Below are 21,772 nucleotides of genomic sequence, written 5' to 3'. Positions count from 1 at the left end.
TTAATCTCCCAGTTGATCTATCTCCGTTGGATCAATCGTCTTATAATACTTGTATACATTCAAAATAATGGCAAGAGCAACCGCTACCGCAGCTGCTGCCAATACTATTGCAAATAAAGCAAACACCTGTCCGCTGGCAGCAAACTTGTCGTGCCGGGAAAAAGCTACAAAATTGAGAATCGCAGCATTTAACATAAACTCTATCCCGATAAGAACCATGATGGCGTTCCGTTTTGAAAGGACAGCATAGAGCCCGATACAAAACAAAGCTGCGCTTACCAGCATGAAATGCGATAATGGTATCATATCTTTCGCTCCTTCCTGGCCAAATGGGCCGCTCCAATTAAAGCAAGCATGAGCAATACGGAAATCGTCTCGAACGGTAGCAAATAGCGGGTCATGATATTAATGCCCAGCAACTCGATGGTGTTATCGGAAGGCGATAATGTATTTCCCTCCGATGCAGCTATCCATTCCAGTTCATCCACCTGGAACTGTGAAAAAGCAAACATCAAAGCCGTAAAAAAGAGAAATGAGACAACCAGGCCCGGAAGATGATGAGCCGTCAGGAACTTTCCGTTAATCTTTACTGCGTCAGGGTTGTTTAGAATATCCCTGTTGGAAAGCAGAAACGCAAAAATCATCAGGACCAAGACTCCTCCTACATACACCACTACCTGTGTAATAGCAACGAAGTCGGCCAAGGCAAAAACAAAGAGTCCTGCCATTGAAAACAGTGTTAGAAAAAACAAGAATATAGAACGCACCAGGTTTTTCATTGCAACCACCAGAAGTGCTGAAACCAACACCACTGCAGATAAAAAATAAAACACGATTTGTTCTATGTTCATTACTCTTCCTTCTTTTTCGCAGCTTTCATTGCTGCCTCTTTAGCCGCCTGCTTTTCTGCTTGCTGCTTTGCGAGTTCCTGTCGTTTCTCCTCCGCATCCTGAGGCGTCATATCCGAAAACTTATAGGTTAATTCTGAGATATGAGTCACACTTCGGTCGTACTGGTTGGTCATGGTAATACATTCTGTTGGACAGACCACTGTGCACAAGCCACAGTAAAGGCACTTCGCCATATCGATATCAAACTTTGCCGGATACAACCTTTTAGTGGTTCCATCAGAAGTTTGGCCAATAGGCCCTGTCGCTTTAATACTTTCGATTTCGATGCAATCAACCGGGCAGATTTTAGCGCAAAGATCGCAAACAATACAATCGTCTATCTCTACATGAAGCTGATATCGGCCTACTTCGGGAATTGGAATTTTTTCCTTCGGATATTGGACGGTTACGACACCCTCTTGTTCTGCAAAGTAATTATCGTTTTTTATATCAATGCTTTTACGTTTCTTACCGGCCGCAAACATATGCTTCCATGTAAGAGCTAAACCCTTCCAGGCAGTTATAAAAGCAGATATCGTATTCCTAATTATCAAGTTCAATCAATTTGGGGAATGGAATCAAAGGGAGCTAATTACAACCTTTGATTGTCTTCCTGATAAATCAACACAAATCCTAAACACACTCCTTCTACATCACCAATAATTGCCACACTCCGGAAATCAGCATGCAAAGAAATGCCAGAGGCGTTAGCACCTTCCAGCACAGGTTCATCAGCTGATCTACGCGCAACCTGGGCAAAGTCCATCTTAGCCACATTTGCACAAATACAACTAGCAGTACTTTAGCCACTATCCAAAACACGCCCCAACCTGTACCCGTGGTCCAGTCGGCGAGGGTAAAGCTACCTATATTGGGCAACGGCGTGTTCCATCCTCCCAAGAAGAGCAAAACACCAAACATTCCCACCAGGAACATCATGGAATATTCACCCAAAAAAATCAATGCAAATCGTATTCCTGTATATTCAGTGTGAAAACCAGAAACAAGCTCTGATTCTGCCTCAGGGATGTCAAACGGAGCTCTATTGCATTCGGCGAGAGAGGCTATAAAATAAATCACATACGCTAACAGCAGATGCGGCGCCTGAAAAACATTCCAGGCAAGGAAACCTCCAACCCCACTCACATCCCACAGTCCTAAAAACTTTGCTCCTTCTGTAGACAATATGCCTTGCTTCGTGGCAATTACCTGCAGATCCAAACTTTGTGAGATCATTACTGCTGAAATAATTGCTATCCCAGCCGGAATTTCATAAGATACAACCTGGGCGACAGACCTCAGGGCACCGAGAAGAGAGTACTTGTTATTCGAGCCCCACCCTGCCATCAAAATACCAACCGACTCTACGGAGATAATTGCAAAAACGTAGAATACTCCCAAATTTAATGAAGCCGGTATAAGCCCCGGTCCCCAGGGCAAACTTGCAAAGCCCATGTAGACCGATACAAAAATGATGACTGGTGCCACTACGAATAGCACTTTGTCTGCTGCGGCAGGGACGATGAGCTCCTTTTGCAGCATTTTCAAAATATCAGCCAGCGTTTGTAGGCTCCCATACACTCCTGTTTCCATCGGTCCCAGCCTATCTTGTATAAATGCAGACACCTTGCGTTCAGCATATACTGCAAAGAGCGCAAAAATTGCTGTAAATGAGAATAGAGCTACAGCTATCAGGATATATGTGAAGTATGGATTCAAATTATAAAACTGCGTGCAAACTTAGCAAATAGGCGGGAAAATGCGGTCATTAATATTAATTATGACTAATAAACGGCAGTTATAAAACAAAAAAAGCGGAGCATCTCTGCTCCGCTTTCTTAACCTTTTAATTTCTTTTATTTCTTTGCTGTTGGTGCACCACCCGCAATACCCAACTTTGCTTTTACCGCTGTCAGGATGTCGTCACCGCCATCGAAGTAAACCACCCCAGGTTGAGAGACATCAAAAACGTAAGCGTATCCTTTTTCTTTGGAAACTGCTTTTACAGCCTCTTCTGCTTTCTTGTAAACCGGTTGATAAAGCTCCGCCTGTTTAGCCTGCAACTCTTGCTGAGCTTTTTGTTGAGTCTCACCGATACGTTTTTCCATATCCTGAATCTCTTTCGCAAGAGCTTCCATCTCCTTACCAATTTGCTCTTTATTTGCCTCGCTTAGGGTTCTGGCTTTTTCCTGGTAACTGGTAATCTTTTTTTGACGTTCAGCATCCATTTGCTTTAGCTGATTCTCTTTCTGATCCTGAAAAGTCTTAAAACTCGCATCTGCTGCTTTCATTTCAGGCATGGCTTGCAAAAGATCGCCAGAATTAATATGCGCAAACTTCTGCTGTGCCTGAACAGCATTACCTGCGAAGAATAATCCAACTGCAACTACTGCTACTTTAACTAATTTTCTCATTACTGGTATTAAATTTATTTTATTTCTAAACTCTTACTTTGCTAGTGTACCCGGCTTGTATCCAAGCCTTGTAATTACATCGTTGCTTTTATCTAAACGTAAACTCGCATACAACATTATTACATTGCTGTTTTTGTCGAGGATCATGTCCAAGCCACTACTCTCTGCAACCGCTTCAACGGCCTTTGCTACCCTTTCTTGTATAGGCTTAATCAGTTTTACACGTTGCTGATAAAGATCTCCTTCGAAACCGAATTTCTGGCGTTGGAAATCTTTAGCGGCTTTCTCTTTCTCCACTATTTCATTTTCCCGCCGTTTCCGCATTTCGTCTGTTAGCAGTACCTGATCAGCCTGGTAGGCCTTATACATCTTCTCAATCTCGGCAAACCTGCCGTCCACCTCTTTTTGCCACTGCTGCGAAAGCGCATCAAGCTGTTTTTGCGCGGATGTATATTCAGGAATATGCTTCAGAATATACTCGCTATCCACGTAAGCAAAACGCTGAGCGAAAGCCGATACACTTGCAAGTAATGTAAAAGAAATAAGAAACAAAAACTTTTTCATCATCTATTTTCAGCTTTGATCATTGGCCCTACTAAAAGTTTAAGGCCTCCTACAATTTTATTTTTTTAGAATCCTCCGTTCAACTGCTGCGCAATACTGAAGTGGAACTGTCCTCTACTGGCGTCGGGTAATCCGGGGATACGGTCAAATCCGTAACCGTAGTCAATTCCGAGCAAACCAAAAATGGGCAGGAAGATACGAGCACCAACACCCGCCGAACGACGAACGTTGAATGGATTAAAATCTCGGAATCTGTCCCAGGTATTACCACCTTCAGCAAAAGCTAGTAAGAAAACTGTTGCTTGCTGATTGAGGGTAAGGGGATGTCTCAACTCTAAAATATATTTATTAAAGATCGGGCTTCCTGAGTTCCTTGCGATGGTTGGATCAGATCCATTTGGTATTACTGCGCCGTTTTCGTAACCACGCATTGCGATCACTTCCGATCCCTGAAGGAAATCGAATCCTTGCATACCATCACCACCCAGTTTAAACCGTTCAAACGGAGACTGTCCTACCGCTCTGGTGTACTGTCCCAGGAACCCGAATTGAGCCTGGGCCTTTAACACCAGTTTTCCTGCGATGCGTTGATACCACTGCGATTCGAACTTCCATTTATGATACTCTGTAAACCGGTAGCGGTCTTCAGGGGTAGCAGTTGCGTAATTGACGTTATTTAACAACGAGTATGGAGGCGTTGCCTGTATCGTCAGTCGCAAGTGAGAACCAGTTGTCGGATAAATAGGAGCATCTACGGAGTTCCGGCTATATTGCTGGGTTAAGTTGAAGTTGTACGAATTTCCGTTTTGGATCAGGAAGCCGGTGTAGTTCTTCAGGTTGTACTGCTGAAGGTTCACCGCATAGTTTACCTGGAAGTAGTCATCCGGCCATTTCAATCGCTTTCCTAAACTCACGGTCACACCGTTCATTCTAATTCGGGACATGTCCTCGTCAGGAATATTGGTATTGTAGATACTATACCCCGAAGAATAAAGAGAAGTGAAAGCACTTACCCCAAAATAAACTGGCTTCTTACCACCTAACCATGGTTCTGAGAACGAAAAGTTAAACGACTGATAGAATTTTCCATTCGTTTGTCCCCGGATACTTAACTTCTGGCCGTCACCTTTTGGAAGTGGTTTCCACTCTTTAAAGTTGAACAAGTTACGGGCTGAGAAGTTATTGAAGGTTAATCCCAGGGTACCGATAATCCTTCCCCCGCCAAAACCACCTGAAAGTTCAATCTGATCAGAAGGCTTTTCAACTACGGTGTACTCAATATCAACTGTACCATCTGCAGGGTTTGGAATAGGACGAACGTCTGTTTTCTGTTCATCAAAGTTTCCTAACTGCGCAATTTCACGGGTAGTACGAACAACAAGTTCCTTAGAAAACTTTTGTCCTGGTTTGGTACGGATCTCACGTAAAACTACTTTATCATTAGTAATTTCATTCCCTTTTAAGGATACCTTGTTGATAGTGTACTGAGGCCCTTCGAATATCCGCAGCTCCAAGTCGATTGTATCTCCATGCACTCTTGTCTGTACCGGATCCACACCAAAAGTTAAGTAGCCGTTATTCAGATACAAAGATGATACGTCGGTTCCGTGAGGACTACCCCGAAGTTTTTTCTCAAGTTTTTCTTCGCTAAACACGTCGCCTTTCTCAATAGCGAGCAAAGTATTCAGGTAATCGGTACTGTATACCGCATTGCCAGCCCAGGTGATATTACCAAAATAATACTTAGGACCTTCATGCAGCTTAATAGTAATATCTACTGTTTGATTGGGGTTTCTGATGACAGAGTCACTGACAATCTCCGCGTCGCGGTAGCCCTTGTCATGCAGCTTGGCTATCAAATTTCTTTTATCCTCCTCATACTTATCCTGAAGGAACTTTGCAGAGCGGAAAATATTAAGGGTAGACTTCTCTTTCGTCTTCTTCATCAGCTTCTTCAACTGACTGTCTGAAAACTCTTCGTTCCCTTCGAAAGTAATATCTTCGATTTTGGTCTTGGCATTTTTGTCAACCAGTACCTGCAAAACAACGTTGTTAGCCTCCGAAGTATCTTTAACCTGCTTAAAATTCACATCCGCATAGAGATACCCTTTCTCATTGAAGTATTTTTTGATAATCGCAGTACTTGTACTTAAAAGCGCCTCATTAACAATCTTACCTTTCTTATCATTCAATTTTTCCTGAATATCTTCCGTCTCTCCTTTTCGAAGGCCTTTGATATCAATTCGCGTTAATCTTGGTCTTTCAACCACGCTGATGTTAAAGAAAACAGTATCACTTCTGATCTGAGCGATATTCAGTTGAACATCATCAAACAGTCCTTGAGACCACAAATTTCTTACTGCATTGGCAGTTGCCTCTCCTGGTACTTCAATTCTTTCACCAGGCGTTAGTTTAGCAATTTGTACCAGAATGTCTTTATCCAGGTATTGTGTGCCCGTTACAGAAGTTCCGCCGATAACGTATTCCTTCGGATTTAAATAGCTCAGTTCATCTTCAGCAGCCGCTGGTCTTCGAATACCAGGTTGAGGACGACCACCTATTTGAGCCATAGTTGCCGAAGCGATCAATAATAAATATAAGGTTATTAAAAACTTATTCATTTCTTTTCTTACGTCGCTAAATTAGCTTAAACACTTGTTAATTTTTGTTAAATGGGAAATTACTTGATTTGCTCACTGGTCATTCCAAAGCGACGCTCCCTTTTCTGAAAATCCAGGATGGCTTCAAAGAGGTCTTCTCTCCTGAAGTCAGGCCATAACTTCTGTGTGAAGTATAACTCTGCATAGGCCAGTTGCCATAATAAATAGTTACTTATCCGATGCTCCCCACTTGTACGAATCATTAATTCCGGATCGGGCATATCAGCAGTGCATAAGGCGCCTGAAAACACCTGGTCATTAATATCATCGGGATTTAAACGCCCCTCCTGTATTTGCCTGCCAAGTTTCTTTGCAGCTTCAACAATCTCCCATCTTGAACTATAGCTTAGAGCGAGCGTTAATGTGCAACGTTTATTATTAGCAGTTTTGTTTATGGCCTCCTGTAATTGCTTATAACAGCGATCAGGAAGTTGGGATAAATCACCAATAGCATTTAAACGAACGTCGTTATCCATTAGTGTTTTGGTCTCCTTATTTATGGTTGCTACCAGCAGTTCCATCAAGGCCATTACTTCCAGTTTAGGTCGGTTCCAATTTTCAGTTGAGAAGGCATATAAGGTAAGAAATTCGATTCCTGCTTCAACGGCCCCTTCCACCGTATCACGAACCGCCAACACACCATTTTGGTGGCCAAAAACCCTCAGTTTTCCTTTTTCTTTTGCCCAACGCCCGTTACCATCCATGATAACAGCAATGTGTCTAGGTAGCTTATTTTTATCTATTTGATCGAGTAAACCCATCTTTTAATTGAAGTCCGCAGAGTCGACATTTGGGGTTCAAAGGTAGCAAAGTTTTGATATTTCTCGTTCAGATTAAGAATTAATCCCATACCAGTGTAGGCCGGGAGGAACTGTATCTTACTCAACAACAGGACATTTTTGACTGAAAATCGAATAAGTGATGCTCAGTCCGACAAACATATAAGTGTCCTTAGTTCTGAAATCGCCACGTTGAGTACCTGGAACTCCCACCTTGCCAACAGAACGATCAGCAAGCTCCTGTCGAAGGCGAGTAGTTTGCGGGTCATTAGGCACAACAAGACTGGCGGGAGAAGCATACTTTCCACTCACATCGTCGAGATAATCGGTATAAGCAGTTCTATATCCGGCCTCTGCAATCAGGCTCCAGTTTCCGCTGATATTATATTTAACTCCTCCCCCGTATGGGATCACCAACGCATAGGTATTGTAAGGTTTGTAGAAGTCCTGACCTTCAGTCCCTAATAAATTTAGCTCGTAAGTATTTCCGTCGCTGTGAATCGTTTTTGGATTAAAGGTTACCATGCCTAGGCCAGCGTAAAGGAAAGGAGTATATCGCTTGCGGCTAAAGGAAGGAACGTATTTGAAGAAGTTAAACTCTGTTTGTAAGCTAATCTCGTTGACAGGGGAAAAAAAACTAAGGTTACGAATTCGCTGCTGCTCGCTGTCAGACTGACCATCATAGGCCTCAACCTTTCCCTTCACAAAGTTCAGTTTCAAAGACCAATGCGGGTTGAAATTCCGTTTTACCTGTGCACCAAAAGCGAGGTTATTCACTTTCAAAGGGTTTACAGGATTAAGGTCTCCCATATAAGCTGCTCCCCCAACAAATCCCCCTATATCCCAGCTTTGCGCAAAACTTCCCAGGGAAATGATAGACAGGAGAAGTAAGAGACTTAGTTTTACGGATGAATTCAACGTTCTATTTGTAAGATCTTTTATTGTTATCCCCTGCTTCCGCCATAAGGATTTACTAGTAGTTTCTGGTATCAATACCCCACAGAAGCTTGTTCCTTAACGTGGACAAGTAGGATTCATTGTTCAGCCTCACTAAATTAATTTTAAAGTCGGCCCGGCGAACGCTGAATTTCAGAGAACAGTCAATCACCTCCGTTCTGGAATCACAGGAAAGAAGATATTTTGAGCTTCGACCTTCTAACTCGAAAGACAGGACGTTTGAATCGGACACGACAACCGGCCGTACGTTCAAATTATGCGGAGCTACTGGTGTAATTACAAAATTATCAGAATTCGGAAAAATAATGGGACCGCCGCAACTTAAAGAATAAGCGGTTGATCCGGTGGGCGTAGCGATGATCAAACCATCGGCCCAGTAAGAATTCAAAAACTCCCCGTTCAGATAGGTGTGAATGATCATCATCGCTGAGTTATCTCTTCGATGGATGGTAACATCGTTGAGGGCGAAGTTCTCATTCCCAAATACAGGAGTTTCAGATTCAATGCTTAGCAATTCACGACTGTCTAGAGTGAACTGCTGGTCTACCAGATTCTGAATAGCTGATCTAATATTGTCTTTATTGATACTGGCCAGGAAGCCAAGTCGCCCAAAGTTGATCCCGATCACAGGAATACCTGAATCGCGGATGAGGGTAACTGTATCCAGTAAAGTTCCATCCCCGCCAAGACTAATCAGGACATCAACCTGTTGCTCCTTAATCTCAAGAGATGATTGGAACGTGTCCAATTGCTTTGGCAGGAAGACTTTTCCGGAGATAAACTCATAAAATTTATCATATACGAGCGGTTGGATACCCAACTCGACTAAACAATCAAAAACCTGCTGTACGTATGGTAGTGTATTATTACTGAATTCTCTGCCGTAGATCGCAATTTTCATCAGAATATTGTTTCGGGACGAAAAGATATCAAGAGGGACCAGAGAGCTCCCACTTTTCGTCTTTTTATATGTTTAAATAATTCATCAGCTGATCGTATCTGCCTGAATTGTTTTGATCTGCCTGTTGGTCGCTGTAAACGGCAATAACATTATAATCATACCTTCCGAAAGAAGCAACTATTGCTGAAACATCGGTACGGTTAACCTTTAAGGTTACTTCAAGCTTGGTAGAATCGGCAAATGAATTAATATAAGAGCTTAAAACTTGGGCATTATTAGATTCAACGATTTGAGCTATATGGGCCAGAGAGTTATTTCTGTTACTAATTTCGAGTACAATGATACCTCCCGGCTCTTTCACTGCTGTAATAGAAGCAAAATGTTCAAGCAGAGCGTTGGCAGAAATCACCCCCAGGTAGTTCTTATTGTCGTCAAGAACGGGAACGAGGCTTAATCTTTTATCGTAAAACAACCTGATGACATCATAGATGTGTTGATTCTGATTGACACAGGCATTATTTAAAGACAGATTTACATCCCCCAGCAAAGTGTTAAAATCCGGTGTTTCGATAAGGTCGTCGTCGCTAACTACACCCACTAACTGATTTTCCTCAACAATAGGAAGATGGGACACGCGGAACTCATTCATCCGGTCCATCACTTTCTGAATAGTATCAGAAGTGACTACAGGCGTAATTATATCGGCGATGAGTTCACGTGCTATCATGTTTATTTCAATAATACCCTATCCAAAAACGTTTTCAGGTGCGTTATAAATTGCTCGGGCTGTTCCATCATCGGAGCGTGCCCGCACTTATCAATCCAGTTCAGCTCTGAATTAGGAAGCAATTGATGAAACTCTTCCGCAACCTCGGGAGGCGTCACCCTGTCATCCTTACCCCAAATCAGACACGTTGGTATGGTAATCTTATGCAATTCTTTTGCCATATTATGACGGATGGCCGATTTTGCCATTGCCAGGATACGGATCACCCGGTTGCGATCATTCACCGTTGCAAACACTTCGTCTACAAGTTCTTTAGTTGCAAATTCAGGATCATAGAACGTAAAAGCCACTTTGTCCCTGATAAAGTCATAGCTTTCCCGACGAGGAAAAGTTCCTCCAAACGAATTCTCATACAGTCCTGAACTTCCCGTTAGTACCAGCGTTTTTACAAACTCCGGGTGATTCAGAGTGAATATCAGGCCAACATGCCCTCCAAGGGAATTACCCAGCACGTTGATATTTTGCAGTTTCTTGAACTTTACAAACTTGTGCACATGCTTAGCAAGCGTAGTGACGCCCGTAGTTAAAAGCGGTAGCTCATAAATGGGCAACAGGGGGATTACTACCCGATAGTGAGTTTTGAAAGTTTCAGTGACATCCTGCCAGTTACTTAATGCGCCAAATAAGCCATGAAGCAGCAACAGAACATCTCCTTCTCCTTCTTCTATATATTTAAATCCGTTTTCTTCTTTTACAGTAAAACTCATAAATTCTAAACCAGCGTGTTTAGCTATGTTATTATTTTCTAAAATTAGATAATTATAATTAAAAGTAAGCTTTTATACCACTTATTAATATTGCCGAACAATTTTTAACCCAACTGCTCCTTCACCACTTCGGAGATCGTTTTTCCGTCGGCTCTTCCTGCTAACTCCTTGTTTACCAACCCCATCACCTTTCCCATGTCTTTTACAGACGAAGCACCAGTTCTGGCTATTGCGTCTTTTACAAAAGCTACAATATCTTCACGACTTAATTGTTTTGGAAGAAACTCTTCTATTACCGCCAGCTCGGCAGTCTCTACCTGGTAAAGATCGTCTCTGTTTTGAGATTTGTAGATATCAGCAGACTCCTTCCGTTGCTTTGCCAGTTTTTGCAGCACCTTTATTTCTGCCTCTTCTGTTAGTTCCTCGGAAGCTCCTTTTTCTGTCTTAGCAAGCAGAACGGCAGCTTTGATTGCCCGTAGTCCCTGTAAACGTATATTGTCTTTTGCCAGCATTGCTGACTTTATTTCCTGGTTGATTTTCTGTTCTAACATGATGAATTATATTGGCATGAAAAGCTAAGCGCTGATCAATAGTTATGCGCTTGGTTCTTTCCTGATTAAGTGACTGGAATTAGCTTGAGCTACAGGCATGATAAGCAGATCATTAATATTGACATGAGCAGGTCGCGAAACTACGAACCAAATAGTGTCGGCAATGTCCTCCGCCGCCAAAGGTTCAAAACCTTCATACACTTTTCTGGCCCGATCTGTATCCCCCTTAAAGCGCACCTCCGAAAATTCCGTTTCAACGGCTCCCGGGTGAATGCCGGACACCTTTATCCCGTAAGGCAAAAGATCGATGCGCATGGCCTTGTTCAAAGAATCAACGGCATGTTTAGTAGCACAGTAGACGTTGCCATTTGCGTACGTTTCTTTTCCTGCTATCGAACCTAGATTGACAATATGCCCCGACTTACGGCCGACCATCCAATTGGACACCACCTTGGTAACATACAGGAGGCCTTTAATATTGGTGTCAATCATGGTATCCCAGTCGTCGGTGCTACCCTGGTGGATCGGCTCCAATCCCTGACTTAAACCTGCATTGTTGATTAGGACATCCACTGCCTTCCATTCTTCAGGAAGTTGATTCAGCTGTCGTTCAACCTCCAGCTTGTCTCGCACGTCGAGCGTTAGCTCAACCACTTTTACGGAAAATGTCCTAGTAATTTCTTCAGCCAGCTTTTGAAGTCTCTCTGTCCTGCGGCCGGTAACGATTAAGTTGTACCCCTCCTTAGCAAAGCGTTTAGTACAAGCTTCTCCTATTCCCGCTGTTGCTCCTGTTATCAACGCTATTTTTGACATAATCAAAAATTGAAAGGCCGAAATTACTATAAAGCTTGAAAAGCTGAGCTTAAAAAAAGTTTTTTTATAGGAGAAGCCTTCTATTTGCTGAGGATAGAGATGCAACGACATGTGATCTCCACACTTGCTGAGCTGATGCTCAGATTATTCGAAGTAAAGACTGAATTGAAAATTACGAAGAAAGACCTTGTCAAGAGGTTGCGAAAAAGCGTTCTCCTCCTTATCGCGGTGCAGTATGGAGCCAAAGGAATTAGATAACTTGATTTCCGGAGAGAGTTTGAAAAACTCGAAATAAAGGTCGAGGCCGATACCTGCCTCGTACGAAAAGAAGTTCCGCTTGTTCAAAACCAGCTTTTCGAGAGGATCATTGATCAGTTCGTTATTCGTCTTCTTCTTGGAGATAATATCGATCGAATACTTCCCTCCGGCGATGAAATATGCACGGTAATTATTTATTCTGTCAGATTTAATTTTAAATCCTAAAGGAATATCTACCATGGTAGCGGAGGTCTTCTTTAGCTGATTATCTTCTTCATTCCCATATCTGTAATCAAGCATCCGATCGGTAAATACCAGAAGTGGCGTGAGTCGCAAATTTAAATTTTCAGTTAGTTTCAAATCTGATACGAAGCCTAAAGCAAATCCCGGACTCTTAGGAGAACTAATACTGTAAGGGGAATCTTTGATCATTTGGCCGGAATTATCATAGAAGGGATCACGCCAGTTTGCCTTTTTGTACACCTTCAACTCCGAACTGATGTATTGGAAGGTAAAACCGAAGTGCAGACGATCATAATCCACCCCTCCGCCCCAATTCTGAGCACAAAGATTTAAGGATATCAAGCAGAAGAGAACAGACGCGGATAGCTTTTTGATCATTTAGTTCCGGTGTAAATAGAACAAATCCCAAACGCTAGGGGTCGGTTTTTAGTCTCCCTGTACCCAACTTTTTCCATCAGTGTAATAAAATCCTTTCCATCGGGAAATGCAGCCACCGATTCAGGCAAGTATTTATAGGCACTGTTATCTTTAGAAAACACCTTTCCGATAGCAGGCGTAATAAAGTGAAAGTAGAAGTTATATAGTTGCTTAACTGGAAATACTTTCGGCTTGGAGAACTCGAGAATCACAGCCTTCCCCCCCGGTTTAAGCACCCGTAACATGTCTGACAGTCCTTTTTCCAGGTTCTCGAAGTTCCGCACTCCATAAGCCACTGTAACAGCATCGAAGGTATTATCCTCAAACAAGAGTCTTTCTGAGTCTCCCAGTGTTACCTCAAACTTATTTTGTAAACCTCGTCTATTGATCTTTTCTTGCGCCACATCCAGCATACCCTGGGAAATATCCACGCCGGTTACCTTATCGGGATGAAGCATTTGGATAGCTTCAAAAGCGAAGTCGCCTGTACCGGTTGCTACGTCCAGGATATGTCCTGGTTTCAGCCTTTTCAACTCCGCGATCGCCTTTTTTCTCCAGATAATATCGATCCCCAGCGATAGGAAATGGTTTAGAAAATCGTAAGTTTTGGAGATATTATTAAACATGGTCGCTACCTGTTCCTTTTTGGTAGCATTCTCATTTTTGTAGGGAGTAACCGGTTGAGACATGCCGGCAAAGATAATTATTGCGCCGGGAGTTTGCAGCGGCAACCAATGAAACATGACATTGTCACAACTGGACAGACGGAACTCAAAACTTTAATTCCTACCTTTGCCCCGATGCAAATCCAGTCAGCAGAATTTAAGTGCAGTAACACCCGGACGGATAAGTTACCTCCTCCGGTACTTCCCGAGTACGCCTTTATCGGGCGTTCTAACGTTGGAAAATCCTCCTTAATTAATATGCTTACGCAGCGGAAGGGCTTGGCGAAAACCTCGCAGACGCCGGGAAAAACGCAGCTGATTAATCACTTCCTGATTAATCAAAACTGGTACCTGGTCGACCTGCCCGGTTATGGTTATGCTAAAACTTCCAGGACGAATCGAGGTGAGTGGGAGCGCTTTATCAGGTACTATCTGAAAAACAGAGAGAGTTTGCAGTGTGTCTTCGTGTTGATTGACAGCCGGCTGGAACCCCAAAGAGTGGATTTGGATTTTTGCTTTTGGCTGGGCGAACAAGGCATTCCTTTTGTTTTGGTCTTTACAAAAGCAGACAAGCAATCGAGGCTAAAAACGGCACAAAACGTTGAGAAGTTCAAAAAGGCTTTGCTGCAGTACTTTGAAGAAATTCCGCAAGAGTTTGTTACCTCTTCAGAAGAAAAATTAGGCAGGGAAGAACTACTGGAGTTTATCGGAGGGATTAATGAACGATTTGTGTCTCCTATCTGATACCATCTGAACATCGCACTAAATTCCTCTTTGTTGATTTAAATTTGTGGATATCAATTCATGAAAAAATATCTTTCACTTGTTCTTTTCGCACATACCATCTTTGCAATGCCCTTTGCTTTCATAGGTTTTTTCCTTGCCTTAAGCACCACGGACTATACCTTTAGTTGGGTAAAGCTGGGGCTGATGATATTGTGTATGGTTTTCGCACGCAATGCGGCTATGGCCTTTAATCGATACCTGGATCGTAATTTCGATGCTAAAAACCCGAGAACTGCAGTTCGGGATATCCCTGCGGGACGAATTCCCGCTAAAAACGCCTTGATTTTTACGCTGATCAATTGCGTGCTCTTCGTATTTGCAACCTACTTTATAAACACCCTTTGCTTTTTTCTTTCTCCTGTGGCACTTGCCGTAGTACTTGGCTATAGTTTCACTAAGCGCTTCACTCCCCTTTGTCACCTGATCCTGGGAGTAGGCCTTGGGCTAGCACCACTAGGCGCCTACCTGTCGGTGACAGGAGAATTTGCCGCTTTACCTATATTTTTCTCCCTTGCTGTAATTTGCTGGGTAGGCGGCTTTGATATAATTTATGCGCTTCAGGACGATGAGTTTGACAAAAGCGCCAACCTGTATTCCATCCCCTCTGTATTGGGCAGAAAAAAAGCGCTGCTGGTTTCAACCCTACTCCATGTGCTTTGCGTAGTTTTCGTCATTATCCCCCTATTTATTACGCAGCTTGGCGGATTTTACATTGCGGGAGTAGTCTTCTTTATTGGCCTTCTCATTTATCAGCACCGCCTGGTAAAACCTGATGATTTAAGCAGGGTAAACCTGGCCTTCGGTACTACCAACGGGATAGCGTCGGTCGTTTTTGCTATATGCTTTCTTTTAGATGTATATTCCCGTAATTTAGGTTAAACACCTCTTAAAATGATATCGGAAATTCAGGGCAACATTTACCGAAAATTCCTCGAAAAGTTTGTGTCGTTTACAGACGAAGAATGGGCTATTTTCCTCCCCGTTCTGGAGCTTAAAAAGCTAAAGAAAAAGTCTTTCTTCATGGAAGCGGGGAAAGTGTGTCAGGAAGTGGGCTTCATTCTTCAGGGGACGGTACGCTGCTATTATGTAAAAGACGGCACAGAAGTAACGACTTACTTTAGCTTTGAAAACGAGTTGATCAGTAGCTATAAGAGTTTTCTTACTGAGACACCTTCTATTACCTATGTGGAAGCAATGGAAAATACGGAGTTGATTGTTTTCTCAAAGAAGTCGCTGCAACTGCTCTTAGAAGACTCCCGGATTAAGTATAAAATGGAACGGTTTGGGCGAACAGTTGCGGAATACTACCTCTGCTGTTACGATGATCGCGTATTTTCATTTGTGACCCAAACTCCCGAACAGCGTTACCTCGAGCTGCTAAGCAGCCGGAGCGATATTTTAGCCCGCATTCCTCAGCACTACATCGCCAACTACCTCGGCATCACGCCGGTCTCCCTGTCCCGGATCAGGAGCCGGATTATGAAACCACACATTTCACTTTTAGAAACCCTTCAAAGCCCCTGATTAATTATCTTTTGTTAACGTTTCCGACAGAAACACCTGACTAGCTTTGTCTTGAACAAATAAGATAAATCATGCATACGATATTAGGAGCCGGAGGACCGGTAAGCAACGCTCTTTGCAGACAGTTAGAACAGCATCAGCACTCGGTTAGGCTGGTTAGCCGCCGGCCTGTATCTTCTCAAAATTCCCATACCAGTTGGATGAAAGCTGATCTGCTCAGCTACGCTGAAGTTCTAAACGCAGTAAAAGGTTCAGAAGTAGTGTACCTTTGTGCAGGATTGAAATACGACATTACGGTTTGGCAGCAACAGTGGCCCGTCGTGATGACGAATGTAATCAACGCCGTGAAAGAGACAAATACCCGCCTTATTTTCTTCGATAATGTCTACATGTACGGATTGGTGGAAGGCGAAATGACGGAGGAAACGCCCTACAATCCAATCAGTAAAAAAGGAGAAGTAAGAGCGCAGATCGCCAGGCAGTTGATGGACGAAGTTAAAGCGGGAAATCTTCGGGCAAGTATTGCCCGGGCTCCTGATTTTTATGGAGCCACTGATTCTATGAACAGCTTTTTTGACATGATGGTGTTGACTAAGTTCTCCAAAAAACAAAAGGCCATGTGGCTCGGCAATCCCGACACCCTACATTCTTTCATTTACGTTCCCGATGCCGCTAAAGCAGTTTATCTGCTTGGACAGAACCCGGATAGCGACAATCAGACATGGCATTTACCTACAGCGAAATCTTTGAAAGGACGAAACTTTATTACACTAGCTGCAGAGGCTTTTGAAGAGAAACCAAAATTCACGAGGGTGAACAAACTTATGCTACAAACCCTCGGCCTCTTTAACCCAACAATACAAGGCACAGTAGAAATGTACTATCAGTATCAATATGACTACCAATTCAACTCTGAGAAGTTTGAAAAAGCATTTAAAATAACAGCGGTTCCCTATAAAACCGGGATTGAAGAACTCTCAACCAATTTCTATCGCGAAAAAAGAGTTTGACAACAAGATGCTCGTATTTTGGTTTAACTTCGTACAGTTTTAACTATTCCGACAATTAAAAAATACGATCATGATTATCGAGAAAAAACCACGTGTTTTTGTCCCGCAAAACCTTGAAATAAAATGGGAAACATTGGAGCCTCTGTTTGATGAATTGAGAAACAGAGAAATCCAGTCGGTGGAGGATCTTGAAAAATGGCTTCAGAACAGAAGTGAACTCGAGGCTGTGCTGGAAGAGGATTTTGCCTGGAGATATATCAGAATGACCTGCGATACCGCGAATGAGCAGCTACTACAGGACTTTCAATATTTTGCCACAGAGATCGAACCTAAAATAGCGCCGATCGCTAATGAACTGAATAAGAAATTCATCGCCAGTCCCTTTACTGATAAACTAGATAAGGACAAATACTTCGTCTACATCAGAGGAATCAAAAGAGCTTTGGAGCTTTTCAGGGAGGAGAACGTCCCTATCTTAACTGAAATCCAGGTTAAGCAACAGAAATATCAGGCCATTACAGGAGCGATGAGTGTGGTGATCGACGACAAAGAATACACGCTGGAACAAGCTTCTGTATTTCTGAAAGATACCGACAGAAACAAACGGCAGAAGGCCTGGGAGGCGATCACTGCAAGAAGATTACAGGACAAAGATCAGCTGGACGAGCTTTTTAATGAACTGCTGAAACTACGTCACCAGGTTGCACTGAACGCAGGTTTTGAAAACTTCCGCGACTATATGTTCCATGCGCTGGGTCGTTTTGATTACACGCCGCACGACTGCTATAAATTCCACGCGGCGATAGAACGCGAAATTGTACCGATACTCAAAAAAGAAGCTGACAAGCGAAAAGCAGCGCTGGGATTGGATACCCTCCGCCCCTGGGATATGGACGTAGATCCTTCGGGCAAACCTGCTCTAAAACCTTTCAACAACGGACAGGAGCTGATCGAAAAATCTATCAGCTGTTTTGAAGGCCTTAACCCTTACCTGGGCGAGCGCCTGAGAATCATGCAGGCCAATAACCTGTTCGACGTGGAAAGCCGGAAGGGGAAAGCACCAGGAGGCTATAACTATCCGCTCTCGGAAACAGGAGCGCCTTTCATCTTCATGAATTCTGCCAACACCTTTCGCGATCTCACGACGATGGTGCACGAAGGAGGGCACGCCGTGCATACGTTCATCTCCTCGGATCTTGAATTGAACGACTTCAAACATCTCCCCTCCGAAGTAGCCGAATTAGCTTCTATGAGTATGGAGCTGATTTCGATGGATAAATGGGAGGTCTTCTTTGATAATGAGGAAGATCTGAAACGTGCTAAAAAAGACCAGCTAAGGGACGTGCTGAAAACCCTTCCCTGGGTTGCGGTAGTTGATCAGTTTCAACATTGGATCTACACGAATCCCAATCATACTACCGAGCAGCGCAGAGAAGCCTGGAAGGAAATTTTTGAACCGTTTGGGTATAACTTCGCCGACTGGAAGGGCTACGAAGAAGCCCTCGAAAACCTCTGGCAGAAACAGCTGCACATTTTCGAGGTGCCATTCTACTACATCGAGTATGCCATCGCGCAACTCGGCGCCATTGCAGTATGGAAAAACTACAAGGAAAATCCGGAAGAAGGCCTTCAAAAGTACCTCGCAGCCTTGAAACTGGGCTATACAAAAACAATCAAGGAGATCTATAAGACGGCAGGTATCAAGTTTGATTTCAGCCAGGATTATGTGCACCAGCTGGCCAAATTTATCCGTAAGGAACTAGAGCAGCTGGAGGGCTGAAACTAGAGAATAAAACCAACCGGACTGCCAGTTCCGCCAATAGCGCGGATGATGTTCTTCCAACGCAGACAGCGTTTATAACGCTGTCTGCGCTCTCCTCCCCGCCAAACATTTAGCCCCTCCTCTGGTTAAAACTGGCATGAAATACCTTCATCTCACCTATATATTTGTACTCTTTTCTATGGCTGCAATTGCGCAGGAATGGAAAATGTACCGCATAGATCCCGTAATTCAAGTGTCTCTTCCCGAGAAATTCGAAAGAAAAGATACACTGGGTCAAACTCTAATCAGCTCGGATGCTCCCTTTGGAACTATCCAGATCACCATATCTCCCGACAATCCCAAAACCACCCCGGATATTGAAAAAGAGCGCCACCTAAAAAGATATTACGACGACTTTCGGAATAGGCTACTCTCCACTTCTGCAGGCGGATCAATTTTAAACGAACGAGATACCACAGTAGGAAAACTGAAGGTAAAAGATCTTACCCTGGCGGTTGACAGCGGCAGCGGCAAGCAATACCGCAATATCCGCATCCTGCATGAGGAGGGCAACACTTACACTTTTCAGTATCTATTCAAAGATATCCATCGGGAGTACGCACTCCCGGAAAGTAGAACTTTTTTCCATTCAATTCGCTTTCCCGCGGACGCAGATGTCGCCACTCAATTTACCAATCCTGAAAATACAACAGGGGAAACTCCGCCGGGAGGAAAAAGAAAGATAATTATTTCTGCAGGTGTACTCCTGATCCTTATTGGTATAATCTACATTCTTTGGCGGCGCCGACGAAGGCACTAATTCTTACTTTTCTGGAGGATGACTGTGACAGGTTTTTCAAAAGTATCCTGCTGCTCAAACACGACTTTCACCTTGAATGCTGAATCAATTTCGGCCTGATATTTCTCACGGCTGATAATTAACGCATGTGGGTGCTCATCAACGTAGCTTTTCAACTCTTCCACCGTGTGGAATCCGGGAATCACTCGCTTCAAATTGAAAACGTAAGCAGGATTCATCATTTTGTAGTAGACTAGTTCTTCCTGCTTTTGCAGCGCCTCAAAAGAAGCACTCACGGGGTTTTTGGAGTAAACAGCCGGATAAGCAAACGCAAAGAACAAAATATTGGTAACAACAAACGAAAGGGACACTGCGTAGATAAAATTGTTGTATTGTGCCGACTTCAAAAAACGCCAGCCTAACAGGGCTCCGGCCGGCAACAGCAGGAAGTAAAGCGCCAGGTAGGCGAAGGCCTCCATTTTTGGATCCAGGCGGAAAGCGATAAAAACTCCTGCAGGAATTGCTAGTGCAAGGAAAGTATAAAATCCGAAGGCTGCCAAAAAAGCGCTGCTCTTAAACACGCGCTGATCCAGGTCTTTCAATAGAAAAGCAATGAGAATAGCAGCAAAGGGATAAGCCGGGGCGGTGTAGTTAGGTAGCTTGGTCTGAGAAAAAGAAAAAAAGATAACAATGGTCGCTACGATTATCAGACTAAATAAGAGAAAGTGGTTGTGCCGCTCTTTCCAGCTCTTCAAAACTGATTGTATTCCAAACACCCCAAAAGGCACCAGTCCTAACACAACCATGATAATTGGTAGAAGAAAAAAGCCACCATGCCCCTCCATTGTATCAGTGTACCGCTGCAGATTGTGTTTCAAAAAGAATCCCTCCGTCCACTCTCCATTGGTCCTGATATAGTTCAGCAGATACCAGGGTAGGGCTATCAAAAGCACAATCACGGTACCAGCCGGAATATGAAAAGACTTGATTCTGGAAACATTGAAGTTCCTGCTGATCAGTAAAAACAAAAACATGACCAGCCCGGGCAGGCCAATAGCTACTGGTCCCTTGGTTAATACTCCCAATCCGAAAGCGGCATACATCAGCCATAACCATTGCTTTTTCCCATCGGAATAGTACAAATAAAAGCACATAAAGCAGGCCGTCATGAAGAAAATAAGGTAGGGATCGGGCACGGCAAGCCGCATCTGAAAGTTAAAGTGCAAAGAGGCTATTAAGATCAGTGCTGTCAGCCATGATGCTGTTTCCCCCAGATATCGACGGGTAAAAAGGAAGCTGATCAACACCGTAAGTGCTCCGAATACTGCCGAGAAAAAACGCGCAGAAAAGGCTGAAACTCCAAAAATCTTGTACGAGAGCACCATGAAGAAGTAATGCAAGGGCGGCTTATCCGTTCTTAGCTGGCCATTGAAATTAGGAACAAAGAAGTCGCCGCTCACCAACATTTCCCGCGCACATTCCGCATTCTTTGCCTCATCCAGTATGTAAATCATGGGCTGGCCCAGATTCAGCAGGAGCAAAACCAGACTCACTAAAAACACTACAATTCCATTGATTTTCAGCTTACCCAAACAACCTCCCTTCCAGCTTTTCTGATTTGTACCAGCCTTGGTTTTCCAACCAAACAATTAATTGAAAAGTTAGCAGTGTGCCAATCACTGCCCCGGCGTAAATATCCTGAAAGAAGTGCTGGGCAAGGTATACGCGCGAAAAAGCGACCGGCAAAAAGAGTAAAAATATCAGCCAGCCCCATTTCTTTTGGGGGATCAGGTAAGCAATAACAACAGCAAATGCGAAAGCAGAAACCGTATGACCCGAGGGGAAGCTCTTCCAGGAGTAAACACTTAATCCTTCAATAAGCCTGATCTTTTCGCCGCCCTCGAAAAATTTAACCGGGCGTGGCGAGTTGAATAGATATTTTAGCAACTGCGCAACCAGCGAGGTATAGAGATAGGCAAGCATGATTAACACGGTGTAGCGATACTTCAGTAAACTTACCAGCAGAGCGGCAACTACGATTGTAATACCGTCTCCCAGCCAGGTATAAGCAAGAAAGAAACTGTCCCAGCCTTCGTTGTGGTTGCGGTTTACGATCAGGAAAAGCTCCGATTTTTTAAACACTAATTGCAATGCTGCTCCCAGAACAATAAACAGTAAAAATGGGATAAGGAAGGATCTGTGCCTTTTTAACAACAAAACCAGACTTCTATGCATTATTCATGGTTAAATGAGCTTCAAAGCTAAATATTTTTTATGTTTACGAC

The 21,772-nt window shown here is 43.4% G+C and carries 24 protein-coding genes; 6 read left to right on the top strand and 18 right to left on the bottom strand.

Annotation, left to right across the window (positions count from 1 at the left end; translation table 11 throughout):
• From nuoK to ubiE, 16 genes are all read right to left on the bottom strand, one after another.
• The gene (nuoK, locus tag J4N23_RS10660) at window positions 1-306 is read right to left on the bottom strand and encodes an NADH-quinone oxidoreductase subunit NuoK (RefSeq protein ID WP_207427167.1); all 306 of its coding nucleotides are present in this window, start codon (window positions 304-306) and stop codon (window positions 1-3) included.
• On the bottom strand, window positions 303-851 hold the full coding sequence (locus J4N23_RS10655; protein ID WP_207427165.1) for an NADH-quinone oxidoreductase subunit J: 549 nt from the start codon (window positions 849-851) through the stop codon (window positions 303-305). The genes nuoK and J4N23_RS10655 overlap by 4 nt, the downstream gene beginning before the upstream one ends.
• Complete coding sequence (locus tag J4N23_RS10650; protein WP_242689205.1) at window positions 851-1,444, bottom strand: NADH-quinone oxidoreductase subunit I; 594 nt, start codon at window positions 1,442-1,444, stop codon at window positions 851-853. Before J4N23_RS10650 ends, J4N23_RS10655 begins: the two co-directional genes overlap by 1 nt.
• Before the next feature lie 94 nt (window positions 1,445-1,538).
• Window positions 1,539-2,609: an NADH-quinone oxidoreductase subunit NuoH gene (gene nuoH / locus J4N23_RS10645; protein ID WP_207427163.1), complete on the bottom strand. Its 1,071-nt coding sequence runs from the start codon at window positions 2,607-2,609 to the stop codon at window positions 1,539-1,541.
• A 137-nt stretch (window positions 2,610-2,746) separates the two neighbouring features.
• On the bottom strand, window positions 2,747-3,304 hold the full coding sequence (locus J4N23_RS10640; protein WP_207427161.1) for an OmpH family outer membrane protein: 558 nt from the start codon (window positions 3,302-3,304) through the stop codon (window positions 2,747-2,749).
• Between the two features lie 33 nt (window positions 3,305-3,337).
• Complete coding sequence (locus tag J4N23_RS10635; RefSeq protein WP_207427652.1) at window positions 3,338-3,868, bottom strand: OmpH family outer membrane protein; 531 nt, start codon at window positions 3,866-3,868, stop codon at window positions 3,338-3,340.
• Between the two features lie 65 nt (window positions 3,869-3,933).
• Window positions 3,934-6,489 (bottom strand): outer membrane protein assembly factor BamA, encoded by a 2,556-nt coding sequence (bamA, locus tag J4N23_RS10630; protein WP_207427160.1) that lies wholly within the window; start codon window positions 6,487-6,489, stop codon window positions 3,934-3,936.
• A 59-nt stretch (window positions 6,490-6,548) separates the two neighbouring features.
• The gene (locus J4N23_RS10625; RefSeq protein WP_207427159.1) at window positions 6,549-7,289 is read right to left on the bottom strand and encodes an isoprenyl transferase; all 741 of its coding nucleotides are present in this window, start codon (window positions 7,287-7,289) and stop codon (window positions 6,549-6,551) included.
• A 117-nt stretch (window positions 7,290-7,406) separates the two neighbouring features.
• A complete protein-coding gene (locus tag J4N23_RS10620; RefSeq protein WP_207427158.1) occupies window positions 7,407-8,225 on the bottom strand; it encodes a DUF6089 family protein in 819 nt (272 codons plus the stop codon).
• 55 nt (window positions 8,226-8,280) lie between these two features.
• Window positions 8,281-9,165: an NAD kinase gene (locus tag J4N23_RS10615; protein ID WP_207427157.1), complete on the bottom strand. Its 885-nt coding sequence runs from the start codon at window positions 9,163-9,165 to the stop codon at window positions 8,281-8,283.
• 64 nt (window positions 9,166-9,229) lie between these two features.
• Entirely contained in the window at window positions 9,230-9,892 is a 663-nt protein-coding gene (locus tag J4N23_RS10610; protein WP_207427156.1) for a CBS domain-containing protein, read from the bottom strand.
• A gap of 2 nt (window positions 9,893-9,894) precedes the next feature.
• The gene (locus J4N23_RS10605) at window positions 9,895-10,659 is read right to left on the bottom strand and encodes an alpha/beta fold hydrolase (protein WP_207427155.1); all 765 of its coding nucleotides are present in this window, start codon (window positions 10,657-10,659) and stop codon (window positions 9,895-9,897) included.
• Between the two features lie 104 nt (window positions 10,660-10,763).
• Window positions 10,764-11,213 carry a GatB/YqeY domain-containing protein gene (locus J4N23_RS10600; RefSeq protein ID WP_207427650.1) on the bottom strand — a complete coding sequence of 150 codons (450 nt, stop codon included), beginning with the start codon at window positions 11,211-11,213 and terminating at the stop codon, window positions 10,764-10,766.
• A gap of 39 nt (window positions 11,214-11,252) precedes the next feature.
• Entirely contained in the window at window positions 11,253-12,023 is a 771-nt protein-coding gene (locus J4N23_RS10595) for an SDR family oxidoreductase (RefSeq protein ID WP_207427153.1), read from the bottom strand.
• Window positions 12,024-12,167: 144 nt separating this feature from the next.
• Complete coding sequence (locus tag J4N23_RS10590; protein ID WP_207427151.1) at window positions 12,168-12,902, bottom strand: outer membrane beta-barrel protein; 735 nt, start codon at window positions 12,900-12,902, stop codon at window positions 12,168-12,170.
• The gene (ubiE, locus tag J4N23_RS10585) at window positions 12,899-13,630 is read right to left on the bottom strand and encodes a bifunctional demethylmenaquinone methyltransferase/2-methoxy-6-polyprenyl-1,4-benzoquinol methylase UbiE (protein ID WP_207427648.1); all 732 of its coding nucleotides are present in this window, start codon (window positions 13,628-13,630) and stop codon (window positions 12,899-12,901) included. The genes J4N23_RS10590 and ubiE overlap by 4 nt, the downstream gene beginning before the upstream one ends.
• A 111-nt stretch (window positions 13,631-13,741) precedes the next feature.
• Here ubiE and yihA point away from each other — a divergent pair, with 111 nt between their 5' ends.
• The 6 genes from yihA (at window position 13,742) to J4N23_RS10555 (ending at window position 19,508) form a co-directional block, all read left to right on the top strand.
• Window positions 13,742-14,350 carry a ribosome biogenesis GTP-binding protein YihA/YsxC gene (yihA, locus tag J4N23_RS10580; protein ID WP_207427646.1) on the top strand — a complete coding sequence of 203 codons (609 nt, stop codon included), beginning with the start codon at window positions 13,742-13,744 and terminating at the stop codon, window positions 14,348-14,350.
• A gap of 60 nt (window positions 14,351-14,410) precedes the next feature.
• A complete protein-coding gene (locus J4N23_RS10575) occupies window positions 14,411-15,271 on the top strand; it encodes a 4-hydroxybenzoate octaprenyltransferase (RefSeq protein ID WP_207427149.1) in 861 nt (286 codons plus the stop codon).
• A gap of 12 nt (window positions 15,272-15,283) precedes the next feature.
• Window positions 15,284-15,916 (top strand): Crp/Fnr family transcriptional regulator, encoded by a 633-nt coding sequence (locus J4N23_RS10570; protein WP_207427147.1) that lies wholly within the window; start codon window positions 15,284-15,286, stop codon window positions 15,914-15,916.
• A 71-nt stretch (window positions 15,917-15,987) separates the two neighbouring features.
• Entirely contained in the window at window positions 15,988-16,926 is a 939-nt protein-coding gene (locus tag J4N23_RS10565; protein ID WP_207427146.1) for an NAD-dependent epimerase/dehydratase family protein, read from the top strand.
• Window positions 16,927-16,996: 70 nt separating this feature from the next.
• Window positions 16,997-18,706, top strand: coding sequence for a M3 family oligoendopeptidase (locus J4N23_RS10560; protein ID WP_207427144.1), 1,710 nt, complete (start codon window positions 16,997-16,999; stop codon window positions 18,704-18,706).
• A 139-nt stretch (window positions 18,707-18,845) separates the two neighbouring features.
• The gene (locus tag J4N23_RS10555) at window positions 18,846-19,508 is read left to right on the top strand and encodes a hypothetical protein (RefSeq protein ID WP_207427143.1); all 663 of its coding nucleotides are present in this window, start codon (window positions 18,846-18,848) and stop codon (window positions 19,506-19,508) included.
• On the opposite strand, the gene J4N23_RS10550 is transcribed toward J4N23_RS10555, so the two are convergent.
• Together J4N23_RS10550 and J4N23_RS10545 are read right to left on the bottom strand one after the other, a co-directional pair.
• Window positions 19,505-21,079 carry a glycosyltransferase family 39 protein gene (locus J4N23_RS10550; RefSeq protein WP_207427141.1) on the bottom strand — a complete coding sequence of 525 codons (1,575 nt, stop codon included), beginning with the start codon at window positions 21,077-21,079 and terminating at the stop codon, window positions 19,505-19,507. The two genes, J4N23_RS10555 and J4N23_RS10550, sit on opposite strands and share 4 nt — an antisense overlap.
• Complete coding sequence (locus J4N23_RS10545) at window positions 21,072-21,722, bottom strand: phosphatase PAP2 family protein (RefSeq protein ID WP_207427139.1); 651 nt, start codon at window positions 21,720-21,722, stop codon at window positions 21,072-21,074. The genes J4N23_RS10550 and J4N23_RS10545 overlap by 8 nt, the downstream gene beginning before the upstream one ends.
• Between the last annotated feature and the right edge of the window lie 50 nt (window positions 21,723-21,772).

Source organism: Pedobacter sp. SYSU D00535 (genome assembly GCF_017355855.1).
GTDB lineage: Bacteria > Bacteroidota > Bacteroidia > Sphingobacteriales > Sphingobacteriaceae > Desertivirga.
This window is presented reverse-complemented; position numbering and strand designations above follow the sequence as displayed.